Annotated in this window: 13 protein-coding genes; all 13 read right to left on the reverse strand. The window is 45.7% G+C overall.

All coding sequences use genetic code 11. The features are described 5' to 3' along the window. Window positions 1–179: 179 nt before the first annotated feature. Window positions 180–977 carry a hypothetical protein gene (locus QY318_00745; GenBank protein WKZ31288.1) on the reverse strand — a complete coding sequence of 266 codons (798 nt, stop codon included), beginning with the start codon at window positions 975–977 and terminating at the stop codon, window positions 180–182. Beyond that, complete coding sequence (locus QY318_00750; GenBank protein WKZ31289.1) at window positions 977–1,864, reverse strand: hypothetical protein; 888 nt, start codon at window positions 1,862–1,864, stop codon at window positions 977–979. The genes QY318_00745 and QY318_00750 overlap by 1 nt, the downstream gene beginning before the upstream one ends. After that, on the reverse strand, window positions 1,865–2,896 hold the full coding sequence (gene pilM / locus QY318_00755) for a type IV pilus assembly protein PilM (GenBank protein WKZ31290.1): 1,032 nt from the start codon (window positions 2,894–2,896) through the stop codon (window positions 1,865–1,867). It abuts the gene before it with no gap. Window positions 2,897–2,947: 51 nt separating this feature from the next. Then, on the reverse strand, window positions 2,948–3,445 hold the full coding sequence (locus tag QY318_00760) for a response regulator (GenBank protein WKZ31291.1): 498 nt from the start codon (window positions 3,443–3,445) through the stop codon (window positions 2,948–2,950). A gap of 60 nt (window positions 3,446–3,505) precedes the next feature. Beyond that, the gene (locus tag QY318_00765; GenBank protein WKZ31292.1) at window positions 3,506–4,501 is read right to left on the reverse strand and encodes a hypothetical protein; all 996 of its coding nucleotides are present in this window, start codon (window positions 4,499–4,501) and stop codon (window positions 3,506–3,508) included. A 122-nt stretch (window positions 4,502–4,623) separates the two neighbouring features. Continuing rightward, on the reverse strand, window positions 4,624–5,418 hold the full coding sequence (locus QY318_00770; GenBank protein ID WKZ31293.1) for a hypothetical protein: 795 nt from the start codon (window positions 5,416–5,418) through the stop codon (window positions 4,624–4,626). Next, complete coding sequence (locus QY318_00775; protein ID WKZ31294.1) at window positions 5,411–6,064, reverse strand: hypothetical protein; 654 nt, start codon at window positions 6,062–6,064, stop codon at window positions 5,411–5,413. The genes QY318_00770 and QY318_00775 overlap by 8 nt, the downstream gene beginning before the upstream one ends. Window positions 6,065–6,081: 17 nt before the next feature. Continuing rightward, window positions 6,082–7,092, reverse strand: coding sequence for a prepilin-type N-terminal cleavage/methylation domain-containing protein (locus tag QY318_00780; GenBank protein ID WKZ31295.1), 1,011 nt, complete (start codon window positions 7,090–7,092; stop codon window positions 6,082–6,084). Window positions 7,093–7,100: 8 nt separating this feature from the next. Further along, entirely contained in the window at window positions 7,101–7,865 is a 765-nt protein-coding gene (locus QY318_00785) for a prepilin peptidase (GenBank protein WKZ31296.1), read from the reverse strand. 71 nt (window positions 7,866–7,936) lie between these two features. Beyond that, window positions 7,937–8,488 (reverse strand): prepilin-type N-terminal cleavage/methylation domain-containing protein, encoded by a 552-nt coding sequence (locus QY318_00790; protein WKZ31297.1) that lies wholly within the window; start codon window positions 8,486–8,488, stop codon window positions 7,937–7,939. A gap of 67 nt (window positions 8,489–8,555) precedes the next feature. Continuing rightward, on the reverse strand, window positions 8,556–9,767 hold the full coding sequence (locus QY318_00795) for a type II secretion system F family protein (protein WKZ31298.1): 1,212 nt from the start codon (window positions 9,765–9,767) through the stop codon (window positions 8,556–8,558). Window positions 9,768–9,858: 91 nt separating this feature from the next. Next, window positions 9,859–10,911, reverse strand: coding sequence for a type IV pilus twitching motility protein PilT (locus QY318_00800; protein WKZ31584.1), 1,053 nt, complete (start codon window positions 10,909–10,911; stop codon window positions 9,859–9,861). A gap of 1,451 nt (window positions 10,912–12,362) precedes the next feature. Next, window positions 12,363–14,099 (reverse strand): GspE/PulE family protein, encoded by a 1,737-nt coding sequence (locus tag QY318_00805; GenBank protein WKZ31585.1) that lies wholly within the window; start codon window positions 14,097–14,099, stop codon window positions 12,363–12,365. Window positions 14,100–14,605: the final 506 nt, after the last annotated feature.

The raw sequence follows: 14,605 nt of genomic DNA on the forward strand, positions 1-14,605 counted from the left end.
GAAGCTCTTTCAAGCTTTCCGGCTGTACCAAGGGGATTTCTTAAGCTTATGGTAACCCACCCCGCTAACCTATAGCATAGAAGTTATAAATTTTATAGATAAGGCCAATAGCTAAGATTTAATGATTGCAACAAAATCGTACAGGTATGGGGAGAGATTAAACACTATAAGTTAGCGGCCTACTGCTCCAAGCGATTATCTTCGCTTTCTTGGATCTTTGTAGATTTTTCTTCAAATACGGCGACCACATCTTGATAGTTAGTATATGGAATGAAGCCAGCGTAAATATCGATAGTCAGGTCTCTTTCTTGCTGTGCGATGTAGTATCCAGTGATATCCATCTCAATTGCCCAGTCGCCCTCGACATTCTCATCACCCTCTGGGAGAGCAGCCAGCTCCTCTTCAGTAAGGGCATTGTTGCGCCTCAGCCTGATTGAGCTAGCTTCAACGATAAATGGCGACTCGGCCTGCAGCTGATCCAGAAAATTTACAATATTCTCATAGCTTCCACGGTATTCGATTGGGCCGCTAACACCACGCACATTGGCACCAAATTCTGACTCACCTTCAAATCCGATCCTGCTTACCTCGATATTTCCTGAGGAGATCTCTTGAAATCGTAGGTTATTCCCTTGTGCAATCTGGTCGACGTAGTAAGTGAAATCTGCGACATCGAGTATGTAAGGGATAACATCTCTGGCCACCTTCAGATCTTCCTGAACTACTGCCTTATCGTCTACAAGTGGCTTCATCGTTAAGAGCTTTTCATCGAGCTGCTCCTGCTTATTCTGGGCCTCTTTGATATTGTCGCGGAGGTCTAGCGCCTCAAGAGTCATTGGGATAAACACAAAGCCAGTAAGAAGCAGAAGGATCAACAAGCTCAAGAGAGGCACCACCATATCTCCGAAGGTCAATGTCTTGACCGAATCTTGACCTGTCCTTTCCGATATTGTTTTCCTAGATTGCTGTAAGGCCATTACTGATTGGCTTTCTCTGATATAAAGTAATCTGCGTTGAGGTCACCCTCGAAGTTATACGACACGACTCCATCCTCGCCTTTGCTTACAGACTCCAAGTTGATATTCGTAACCCTCTCATCAATGCTAAGCTTATGCCATAAGATAGCTACATCATTTAGTGAATTTGATGTACCACGGAAAGTAAATTTCACACCGCCCTTCATCTCGACCTCTTGTATCTGGCCGTAGTCAGCCGTGAGCTCCTGCCAGTAGAGCAGAATTTCGCGAGGGGAGAGGGTGCTTTCCTGTACATTCTTGTAGAGGCTTATTCTATCGAGCAGCTCGTTGTTAGAGCGAACTACATCACCACGATCTAATATCTGTGCTTCAAGCTCTTTTGTCTGATCACGCTCTCTGTTAAGTTGAAACTTCGTAATGATGTTAAATCCTACAACCGCAATCGAGACGATTACTAGCAATAGAATGAAGAATGCAGCAGCGAAATTAAATCTGCTTTTTTTCTCTATTACCTGTTTCTCACCTTTCGAGAGAGTAGGGACTAGGTTAATTCCTCCTCCACTGTTAATTTTCTCTATATGGTCTTTCTCAGCCTGTTCCTCTTTTGTAGGTGCTGCATCTGCACTAGGTTTAGCCGTCTCAACATCACCTGCAGCCGATGGCGCGACCTCAGTCGCGGGAACAGCTGGCTGCAATGCTGCATCAGCTACAGTACCTTCTGGAGCTGCGCTTGCTGCTCCAATACCTGCACCAACTGAATCAGCTACAGCAGTTGTAGCTGCATCGCCCGACAGATTTGGTGACAGTAAGTCTGTAGACCCTGTCATTGCGCCATTTGCTCCTCCGGCTGATGAGTTATTGATATTGTTACTGCTACTTTGATCCATTTACTCAGACTTTAATGCTAATCCTATCGCCACCGAGAAGGATGGCTTATTTTTCTCAATAACATCCTTGAATTTCCTTGGGATATCGACGTTTTTCCATGGATCTGAAATTTCAGCGCTTACGCCAAGGTTGCTTGTAATATAATCACTCAAGCCAGGAAGTAGGGCACCATCACCATTTAACAGATATTTATCTGGTGCAGTGAGGAGTGTCTTGCTCTTATAAAATTCCACACCACGGCGGACTTCGGTCAGGATCGAGTCAACAATTGGCTTCAGTGCTGCGGCGACTTTCCCTTCCAAAGCATTCTCCTGCACTCCATAGTTGCGCTTATACTCTTCGGCTTGAACATAGTCGAAGTTGAACTGGTTTACGATTGCCTGAGTCAGAGCGTCAGAACCGATCGATATGCTCTGTGAGAACACCAGGAAGCCATCGCTCATCACGCTCATATCAGTCGTCTGCGCACCAAAATCAAGCATCACCATATGTCTGTACTCTGTGGCACGATACATCGCTCGTCCCATCGCGATAGACTCGGTCTCAATCGCAACTGGCTCGAGGTCAGCCTGTTGAGCCACATTAAGGTATATCTCAACAATTTTCTTAGGCGCGGCTACCAACAGAATGCGGTGAGCATTTTTATCTTGGTTGAAACCTATCTTGATGAAACTCATCTGTACTTCTTCAATAGGGATCGGGATATACTGCTTAGCCTCATAGAAGACAGCACTCTGGATCTCCTCTTCCTTGATCCCTGGAAATTCCATAAATCTAGTGAATACTGCTGATTCTGGGATGGCAAGCACTACTTGCCTCGTCTTTATCCTTGAGGCCTCATACAGCTCTTTCAGGGCATTCGCTAGCTGCTTCTGATGCTCTGCATCGGGACTGTTGATTACACCAGTTGGCGTTGGTTGGCTACCAAAATTCACCAAGGATGGGGTAGTGGATGAGGTATTTTTCAGTTCTACGGCTTTGACGGTATGATTTCCGAAATCTATACCAACATGATTGGGCAGTACAGCCATGTCTCTAAGTGCTTAAGTTTATTTCTAGTTAGTTCTACTATTCATTCTTATCTATTCAGCGGCAGGAGCATCGGATGCAGGGTTATCAGTCGCAGGTGTATCAGTTGTAGGCGCACTTGGCGCATCAGTTCCAGGGTTACCTGTCGCAGCTCCACCAGTTCCGTTCTCAAATTTCTTCACCTCGCGCAGCAGATCTTCAGCTTCTAGCTCGGACTTAATGAGGTAAGAGTTTGCTCCGATCATGAATGCCTCTTTGATGACTCGCTCGCTTGTCATGTTTGTCAGTACTACTACCGGAGGATTGCCATACTTTGCAGCATCTGCCTTAATTTTCCTCAAAACTTCAAGGCCATCCATGCCTGGCATCATTAGGTCAAGAATCATTACTGCGACTTGATCTTTGTTCTGCTCAAGCAGCTCAAGACCTTTATATCCGTTATCGGCCTTCAACACAGTATAGCTTTGGCCTGTCAGGATTTCTGCGTATGTCTCTAGTAAAGGGACCTCATCTTCAACAATCAATACTGTGTAGCCTTTTGTATCAGCCATATTAGTTTGTAATTAAATTAATATTTATCATAATTTGTAGTTCGTAGCTTCAGCGAAGAACTACTCATCATAGGTCCTCAACTCGCCCTCACCATTGAAAAGCACATAGTCGAAGATCTGTGGAGCCCACTCCTGATCAGAGACTACAAGCTCTTTTCCACGAGAGTTATCACCACAGTTCACTATAGCAGAAATTTTCATATATGTACCGATGTTCACGCACTCGTTGGGGTCTGCGATCGCACTAACAGCAACTGTGCTATTTACTGCCCGCATCCTGATTTCATTTATATAATATGTCTGACCACCAGAAGCCATGCTCGCGGGTACAACGATACTCGGAGTCCCAGTTGCGGGAGTCCAGTATTGCGGGCCACAACCAGCTGTGAAGCAGTACCCTTTAACGTCGTCATAAGCGTATTCTTTATAGCTTGAGATCAGTCCAGCACCATCACGCTGGGCATATATATTTGCCACGATCAATCTACCATCGGGACTACCGACAGGCGAAGCATTTATCTCTACCTGACAGCCTGCGGGAGCAGGTATAGCCCCTGGTACAAATGCAAACATCGTATCTTTGCCAATCTCGAACTCTTCTTCAGCATTTGCCGGCTCAAACATAATTCTGAAGCCTGATGTCTCTTCATGACACTGATTTGAGAGATCGCTAAAGATTGTCGAGAAAATAGCCTCAAGATCATATCCATCGCCAAAATAGTCGATTAGCACATCAATATCTTCTGAGCTTATCTCACAGCCATGCTCGTAGAAGTCATAGTTTGGGATAGTACCACCAGGATTGCATATGCCAGCTTCAACTCCAGCCGTTTCAGCAAATAGGGCAAACTCTTCCAGTGTAATATCCTTAAGCGCGTCTAGGGTCGTGTCTGCAATCTCGACTGATTCCGCAGATTCCTGCTCATCAACTACACGTCTACTATCCTTCAATGTCCTCGACAAGATTGCCAAGGCAATAATAACAGCCACAACCAGAACTATCAGTATGATTGCCAATGCTTGCCCCTGGTAACGCTCACCTTTCAGCTTATGCACTATATGAACTTTGCTTGCGATTTAATTACATTAAATGTAGCAAAAAGGGTTATGCGGGTCAACTTTACACGTTTCTGCAAACAGTTTTGGAATGTCCCAACATCGAACCGAGCAGCTGGATTTTAGTAGATAATTTTGTCCGTAGATACGACTAACTGATCCTGATAGAGCGGCTTAAACTCAGAGCTCTCACCGCCGACCCAATTTACAGGCTCTATTCCGAGGTCAATCAGAAAGGTGTAATTTTCCGATTGAGACTGGAAGTAGCTCACCTCAAAGATTTCAACATCAATTTCTCGTGAGTTCAGAAAAACAAGCTCGTTCTCCAACGTGAGATTCTCAGCAGGATCAAAGCAATCTTTATGGTTTGCAAGCGAGTCGGAGGTAGCCTTGAGGAGATACCCTATGCTCTCATCTCCATTAGATGGGGTAGTGACATCTGGAGCAAACCCGCTGCCAAGGTCGGTAGCACCGATATCACCTGGATAAAAAGCAATGCAAATCCAGTTATTTGACCCAACCGGGCGGACATGAATCTCGCTGCCAATGCCAGATGCTTGCTCCACTGGCTCTTCAAAGCTAGCTGCAACTTGCTGTGGGTTTGAAACACTTATAGAGCCATCCTCGTCAATATATCTCCCAGACACATTGTAAACCAGGATCTCCTCTGGATCAGCGTTTTCAATGTATCTCTCGAGGAGGTCAAACATAAATTCCTTCTCATTTCGCGAAAGAGTTCTCGCCGATGATATAGCCGAGGCCTTGATCAGTGCAGTAAGTGTCGCCCCGACGAGAATCATCACAAAACCCATGATCAACAATGTAAGCAGCATCTCAACCATACTGAAGGCTTCATACTTTTTTTGTGCTTTTAGGCTTCTCACTCTTTGCATCATATCTATAGCGAAATTATTCATTCTCTATTGTCTGCACAGTAGAGTAGGCTGAAGTGTATCCATAAATAATGCACTCTGATGCCTCTTGATCGTTACTTCCAACAACCGACTGGTATCCACCTTCATTTCTACACTCAGGCTCGAACCCGGTAAAGAATCTAACAACCAAGGTTCTCTCTGTTGATTCAGGGTGAATACACATTACACGAAATATATCGCCTTGCTCGTCAGGATTGACAATTGCCTCATCAGTATCAAGACATTCAGAAGGGATGATTCCTCCCTGCAATAGGTTGTAGTTACAAAGGGCAGTATCTTTGGAAGTCAGCTCGGCATCGGTAAGTCCACCAGAGATTGCTACGCACTTACCAGCATCCAACAGAGTGCCATTCGCCGAAAAGTTAAGTGGGAGAAAGTTTCCTAGCCCGGAAGGTGGCTCATGAACTACATACCCATCGACGAGAAATTTCATCATTTCACCGCCCTGAATCGCGCTGACAGTCAGTTCATCGTGTATCTCGTTTCGATTCATCTGAGAGATTGTCTTTGAGGCAACAAGCATCAACACTACACATGCTATTCCAGCCACCAGGATGGCGATTAAGGCCTCTATAAAGCCCTGTGCCGAATAAGTCCGCAATCGTTTCTGTGAACTTGAATTTATCATTGAGACGGCTGACATAATTAAATATTAGGGATAATTATCTCTCCACTACCACCATCGTCATCTTCAGACGGCTTATCCTCTTCTTCCGACGAATTATCATCATTTGGTGGCGGAATTATTGGCGGAGTCTCATTATCAGATGATGAGTCATCGTTTGGGGGTCTTTCGTCATTTGGAGGGATATCGTCGCTCGGAGGATTTTCATCATTTGGAGGCTCTTGCCCACCGCCCTGATTGGCTGGATCCGCTGGGAAGACCCATTTTCCGAGGTCTTCTGTGCTTACCTTGTCGAGCTCTATCTTTCCAGACGAATATCTTATCCTAAGCATCCGATTATGATCCCTATCAACAGTTGCTAGCACGACCTCAAAATCAAATGCGTCTGACTCGAGGTCACCATCTCCATCGTAATTTAGTATTCTCCCATTATTATCGTAGAAAAATGCTCGGCCTGTTGTCGACTCAAATACCACATATGCTGGGAACGCTGGTGCTCCACCTTGCCCAGTGAGCTCCTGATTGACACCAATCATGATTGGATATTCTATTGGCACAATACCTGTCCCGCTCATTTCTACTAGTGATGTGCTATTTGACGAAAATGTACTTCCACCTCGCGTACAGCTTTCAACATAATTGCCTTGCGGGAAGTTCCCGTTAGTGGCACTCCCAAGGTCACCGACCGCAGGATCGTAGTTTGGGAAATCCGATGTCGTTTTAGGATCACCAAAATCATCGAACTGTGAGCACCATTTGAAAACTCTATATTCACCAGTTTGGGGGAAATCGCTAAAATCTATACCTATACCATAAAGCCACTTCTCATCTTTACCCCTCGAGAGGAGTAAAGCATCTCTCTGAGCATTCCTGATGTCCTGCTCTAGATTCTTAACCGCCTCATTGAGGGCAATAGTTGAGCGCAAGCCCGAGAAAGCTGAAATTGACATCGCGAAGAGGATCATAAAGATTACGATCACGATTATCATCTCCATCAGAGTAAATCCTTTGTATTTATCAGCAGTTTTCATACCACAATCTACCATAGCAAAAAAATATAATCAAAGAAGGACACGCCTTTCTGCGCTAGTAGAAGTGCAGCAAGATAACCAACAGCAAGAAATGGGATAAATGGGATATACCCCTTTCTCTTCACCAAGCCTGCCAACAGTGCCACAAGGGCAAATATACCGCTGATAAGAAATGCTGCGACAATTGTGGTGACAAACATCTCTGTCGTTGAAATCGTGGCAATGTAAATTAGCGTCAGCGAATCCCCACGACCAAATACCATTTTTCGCTTATTGAGCAGCTCAACCGCAGCAAATATCATCAGCGCAATAACTGTGGGGTAGAGGAGGGTAACATCTTGCGTCTGAACCAACCTTACACCAAGCCATACCACACCAAGTAATAGATAGAGATGCATTATGCTCTTGGGCACACCTTTATATAGAGCATCATAGATTGCAAGGAAGCCTAATGTAGCAGCCCAAACATATACAATCGGATGGACACCATAAAGGTATAGAAGTAGTGTTGTGGTACCAAATATCAGCTCAGCACCAAAGTACACCGGATTTATCTTTGCCCCACACTTTCTGCACTTACCCTTGCTAAATAGAAATGACAACACAGGAACGAGCTCATACCACCTCAATTCCTTTCCACATTTCTCACAGTGAGAGCCTTTCGTAAGGAGATCCCGATATTTCATCTCGCTCTCGATGCGATAGCATAGAGCACAGAAAAAGCTCGCAAATGAAGCACCAAGAAGGAAGATTAAAATATGCAGTAATACCATTATCCTAAGCTTAACCCCGCTAACTTATAGTGCGTGTCGCACTATAAGTTAGCGGGGTTAATGATCAAATACTAACGCGACTCGATTGATGCGCCTGATCCCCAAGCTGACCCATCCCAATCTTGAGATACAGGGAAGCTAGTGACCTGCGCTGCACCAGCATCATCTGGCCCAACATCTTTGGTCGTTACGCTATCTGCACCAGCATCGCTCTCGCCCCATGCGTTACCCGAGCAGTAGAAGCCTTCTTCAAGTTCATCATCAATACCACCAATGGAAACACACACTAAGAATGACTGTGAGATGCTATCTGATGTGTAGTAGTATGTTGCTTCTGAGCCTCCATCCCAGCCACCTTCTACGAAGCTACCAAGACAGTTGGTTTCATCAGTCATAAGTGTAGACATGCTTGCGCACTCAGTGTCACTTGGATACTTTCTATTAACTGTGTAGTAGGCCTGCATTGCTTGATCAATCTGGTCAACAGCACCCTGGTGAGCAATTCTGTTTGCACGCTGGATAGCGAATCTACCAACGGTAATACCTAAAACCATAAGAATTGCGAGGATACCCATAACGATCAGCATCTCGACTAGTGTGAAGCCCTTATATTTTCTATTCATGGACAGTAATAGTTAATTAAAATAGTGCTACCTAAAATTTATCCCATACTCATGGTGATGTCAATTACTAACCGATAACCTCAACAAGCGAGAACATCGGCATATAAACACCAAGAGCTATGAACGCTATCACACCACCCATAACTATCAAAATCAGTGGTTCTAACAATGTCGTCAGGTTATTCGTAATGACTTCAACTTCAGAATTGTAGTACTCAGCCATCTTCTCAAGAACCATATCGATCTGCCCAGACTCCTCACCAACCGCTATCATCTGACTCACAATCAGCGGAAATACCTGACTTCTTGCAATTGGTGTAGCCATCGGCGTGCCTTTCTCGACCTCTTTCTTCGCCTCAAGCACAGCTTCTTTAAATAGGGTGTTGCTCAGCGAGTTAGAAGTCAGCTGTAGCGCCTCCACTATTGATAGACCGCTCTTGAGAAGGAGCGATAACACACGGGTAAACTGTGTTATCTGAATTTTCTTAATCAAATTCCCAAAAACAGGGAGTCGAAGCATAGCTTTGTCCTTAAATTTGCGACCCTTCGGTGTATCGAAGTAGTACTTGGACAAAATACCAATTGTCGCGACAGCTACGATTATTAGCCACCAGAAATTGATCACAAAATTGCTCATCGCAACAAGCGCCTGAGTTACCCATGGAAGCTCGGCATCGAACTCGCTATATATATCTTCCATCGCCGGCACAAGCACCAACAGCATGATTGCGATAACTGCAATGATGACTACAACAATAACAGCGGGGTAGGTGAATGCTGACTTCACTTTATCCTTTAGCTTCTTCTGATTCTCGAGCTCAGTTGCAAGTCTTTTCAAAATCTCTTCTAGGTGCCCCGACTCCTCACCGGCCTCGATCAAGCTTACAGTGATATCGTCAAACACATCTGCGCTCTTCCTAAAGGCTACTGCTAACGCAGTACCACCTTTAACATCGGCAGTAACATCAGCCAGCACTTTCTTAAATTTCGGATTGCCCGCCTGCGCCTCAAGTATCTCAAGCGCCTGCGAAAGCGGAAGGCCTGCTGAAATCATGGTCGACAGCTGCCTCATGAAGACAACCTTATCGGCCATCGGCACACCACCGATATTTATCTCATTTAGTCGCTCGAGGTTCACACCAACATCTTCCTTGATATCAACAACAATAAGCCCTTTGGCCTGCAATGAATCAGCTACATCGTTTTCACTACTTGCTTTTAACTTCCCCTTGATGACAGCACCTTCTTTGTTTCTGGCCGAGTACTTATACTGGTTCACTTCCTGCTATTTCATTAAATTTAATATTCAACAACTATCAACTCCGCCTTCGCGAAGTGCGACTTCATTAAGTCCGACTTCGCAAGTGCGACTAGGCCGCACCCTTCATCAATCGAATCACCTCTTCAGGATGTACAGCATTTTCTTGAGCCCTCTCCATTGTAATTATGCCATCACGCACAAGCTTCACTAACGAGTGCTCGAGCGAGATCATACCAATGTCTGCACTTGTCCTAATTACATTATCCAACTGATGAGTCTTGGCCTCGCGGATCAAGTTACGCACCGCAGGGGTAGCGATCATTATCTCTGATACTGCTGTACGACCGCCCTTATCGACGGGAATCAACCTCTGAGCCACAACTGCCTCAATTACATTCGACAGCTGCGAACGCACCTGCGACTGCTGGTGCTCCGGGAACACATCAATAATACGATCAACTGTCTGAGCAGCGCTATTGGTGTGGAGCGTTGCAAATACCAGGTGTCCGGTCTCAGCTAATGTGATCGCCGATGAGATTGTCTCAAAGTCACGCATCTCACCTACAAGCATTACATCTGGATCTTGTCGAAGTGCGCTTTTAAGTGCAATTTCCCATGAGTGGGTATCATCGTGAAGCTCACGCTGATCCACCATAGCTTTCGCCTTCGGGAACACATACTCGATAGGATCCTCAATAGTGATAATATGATCGGGACGTGTATTATTGATCTCATTTAAAATTGCGGCAAGTGTAGTGCTCTTACCCGACCCGGTAGGTCCTGTTACGAGCACAAGCCCCTGCCTCAATTTGGCGATCTGGTGGTATATCTGTGGCAGCTTAAGATCATCAATAGAGCGGATCTCGTTCGGAATCAGACGGAATGCCGCAGCCAAAGATTGCTGCTGGTAGTAAGCATTGATTCTGAATCGAGCATTAGTCTTATGAGAGTGGGCAAGGTCAACTTCACGGTTTACTTCTAGCAGCTCTTTCTTCTGCTCTGGCAATATCGAGAGGATTAGGTCTTGCGCTTGTTGCTCTGTAACAATAGCTGGGTTTACCTCTACCAACGAACCGTCGATGCGGAGCATTACTGGATAATCAACTGTAATATGGAGATCCGATGCATCCCTCTCAAACACTAGATCAAGTAGCTGTTCCATCGTGTACGGATATCTTCCTCCCGATGCTGATGGTGCTGCTACCGAACTACTCTTTGAACTATCTGCAGAATTAGCGTGTGTCGGGATGACTGGTGACGGGGGAGTGACTGCTACTTCCTTCGCTGGCATGGCGGCTTGACTTTCCTTTGCCGGAGCATCTGTGGCTTTAACACTCTCCATTGGTGACGCCGAGACAGACCCACCCATACCCATGCTTAGATCGCCACCGAGCGGGCTACTCGGTATTGCGCTATCGGTCACACTGCTTAATTTACCAGGCGTAATTGGATCAGCGGCTGGAGTATTTAGACTGCCAGGGCCGGTTATAGGATCAACCATACCAGCCAAGCCACCCATAGGAGCTGGAGAAACCGTTGGCGTCGAATTATTTACCACCGAAGTCATATCCGTTCCTTTATCCATATTGCTATCGCCAGTCAAAGGATCAAGTGTGCTCATAGTACTGGTAAGACCAGGACCTGTGAGTGGATCAGAACTATCTTCATTGGTGACCATCGGCGTTAAATTGGCAGGAGCGAGAGGGTCGGCAGTCGAAACTGTGGTTGGGGCAGGTGATGGCGTAGGTGCTAGTGGTGGAGAGATCGGCGCAGATAATACTGTTGGGGCAGCTGTGCTGCTCAGGGATGCTGGGTTGAAATCTTCTGGCATATCGCTGCTATTCACGACAGGAAGTGAAGGGGATGTGTTGGTTTGATCCATCTTGTTTGGTTCTAATGAGTTATCTAATTCTTTTTCATCTTCTGTATCTGAATTGGCATATGGGGATGGTGCTTCAGGTATTACCGGTGGGACAAGTGGATTATTAGAAACTGGATCTTTGGATTGATGTGAGGGTAGAGCAGTTGAGTTACTTTCACTGTCGACTTCTTCAACAAATTCATCTTTTAAGCCAGATAGCTTCTTAGCAAGAGCTTTCAATGGACTCTCACCTGACGTGGTCGATTCTGTGTCAGTTGAGAAATTCGCTGGCTCTGCGCTCTTTGTGGAGCCTTCGTCACTATCTTCAACTGGCTGAAAATCCATCGAGTTGGTTGCACTTTTCAGCATGTCCAAGGCCTCTTTTTTCGATTCATCGTCTTTGAATGGAGGCGGGGAGCTGGCCGGCATCGGTGTATCTAGACCCTGTGCTGATGCATCTGCATTATCAGCCATATCGCTCGAGATAGGTGAGTTAAGAGACACAGCAGGCTGATTTGCAGAAAGCTGAGAAGCTGTTGGAGTAGCTGCGGGTTGAGCAACGGAACTGCCACCTGGAGTGGCAACGGTCGGGTAGGTAAAGTCTAAACCAGTACTATTTTGTGATTGTGGGCTCGCGTTGCCTTGAGCGTTCGTCAGATCCATCTTGGGCAGTTAGTTATTTTTAATCTCTAAACCGTCTTAAATACAATATAGATGAACTATTTAAACAATTCAACCAGATCGGGACAGAATTACTCCCTCGAGACTCTGAGTACCTCCTCTGGAGTCGTTATCCCCTCGAGTGCCTTCAGATACCCATCCTGAATCATTGTAATCATGCCTTTTTCAACAGCCGCCTTCTGAATCGCTGCGTCCGATGGATCGTTCTTGATAATCTCAGAGATCTCACCATCTACTGTCATTACTTCGAAGATAGCAATACGCCCTTTATAGCCGGAACCTCCACACTTGCTGCAACCTTTACCGCGATACAGGTAAAATTGCGGGGCACCATTTGCATCTACATCAGGAGCCTTCAGCTTGGCAAGGTGCTCAGGCTGACCAGGCTGTCCCGCACTGGCTGCAAGCTTCTTCAGATACTCATAAACATCAAAACCTTTTATGCTGCCGAATACCTCTTTAATGTTCGCAACATCTGCCTCAGAAGCAGGGTATGCCTCCATACAATCATTGCAGATACGCCTTGGAAGACGCTGTGCCGCTGCGATTCTCAGAGCTGAAGCTAGCAAATAGTCTTGAATACCCATATCAATCAATCGAGGGATAGCAGCTGCAGCGCTATTTGTGTGCAAAGTTGCTAAAACCAGGTGGCCAGTCAACGAAGCCTCAACCGCCAACTCTGCAGTCTCCTGATCACGGATCTCACCAACCATTACGATATCTGGGTCCTGACGCAAGATAGATCGAAGACCAACAGCAAAGGTGAGGCCAACCTGTTTGTTAACCTGGATCTGGGTGATGCCAGGAATACGGATCTCGACAGGATCTTCAAGAGTAATGATATTTACCTCAGTAGTATTTAGCTTATCTAGCGCACCCGCCAAAGTACGCGTCTTACCAGAGCCGGTCGGGCCAGTGATAAGAATAATTCCGTTTGTCAATTTCAAGCCGTCGAGAATCTGCTGATATGCTCCGCCGCGAAGCCCGGATGTCTCCAATGCCGGCACACCTTGCGACCCATCAAGCAGACGCATAACCACCTTCTCACCATGAATTGAGGGCATCGTGGAGACACGAACGTCAAACCTCTTCCCATTCGACTTCACCTGGAGGCGCTGGTCTTGAGGAACGCGCTTCTCGTCAATCTTCATGTTGGACATAATCTTAATACGAGCAACGACAGAATCTTTCATATTTCGGGGCAAAGTAAGCTTCTCAATCATCACGCCGTGGATTCTAAAACGAACACGAAGGCTAGATTCAAGCGGCTCAATATGGACATCTGAGGCTTCAGATTTGATTGCGTACTGCAAGATTGAGTTTACAATCCTTGCTACAGGAGCATTTTTCAGATCGCCTGACTCAAGTGCGCCGGCATCTTCATCTTTCAATTCCGTGACTTCGCCACCCTCAAAATCCTCAAGTGCTTCTGACACCTCAGTCGAGATCAGACCACCAATATGACTGTCAAGAACAAAATCAACTGAATCTTGAGTCGCAATATGAACTAGAATTCTCCCTCCACCTTTTGTCATCAGCACCTGGGTCAAAGCTTGAGTGGCCTGCACATCAAACGGATCCGACATTGCCACTTTAATAACGTGACCAGACTGCTCAAACGGTACTGCGTTATATCTCTTTAGCTTCTCAATATCGAAAGCGGAGAACACGCTATCTTGAATATTTATAGCGCGGAGATCAACATATGGTATGTTAAACATCTCTGACTTAGCCTTTGCGACATCTTCTACTGTGACTAGATTTCGCTCTAATAAGGCAGCCTCCTCAGTTTTAGATGACTGAGTCAGCTCTACGCGAACCTCATCAGCTTGCTCCTTGGTGATTTTTTGATTTTGCTGAAAATGGTCGACTAAGCGAGTGTTATCTCATTTGGGCAGCTATTAATTTCTGAACGTGGGCAGGCCATGGCAACACCAGACCAACCTGCCAATATATTATCATTTATTTCGAGTGAGTACAGCCTAACCACCCAGCTAACCTATAATACTTTAGTATTTCACGACTCATTAACTATAATTTATGAGTAAGTATAGTGCGACATGCATACGCTGAGACAAGAGCAATTATTGCGGATTTCATTAAGTGCAGTTCGGATTCGAGGAGATGCTACGCACTATGAGTTAGCGGGGTGGTATGGTTAAAGAATGTCATCTGCAGATCTGTGCTACAATGGACTGCCGCAAGCGGTAGGGGTATTTAGCTTGTGGCGTAAACGAGTCAGGTACGCCTAAACTCGACAGGGGTCCTATAATTTTATGTAAGTGCGAACTTATTAACATTTTAGCGCGGATAG

This window comes from Candidatus Dojkabacteria bacterium (assembly GCA_030583845.1).
GTDB lineage: Bacteria > Patescibacteriota > Dojkabacteria > SC72 > JAHDCA01.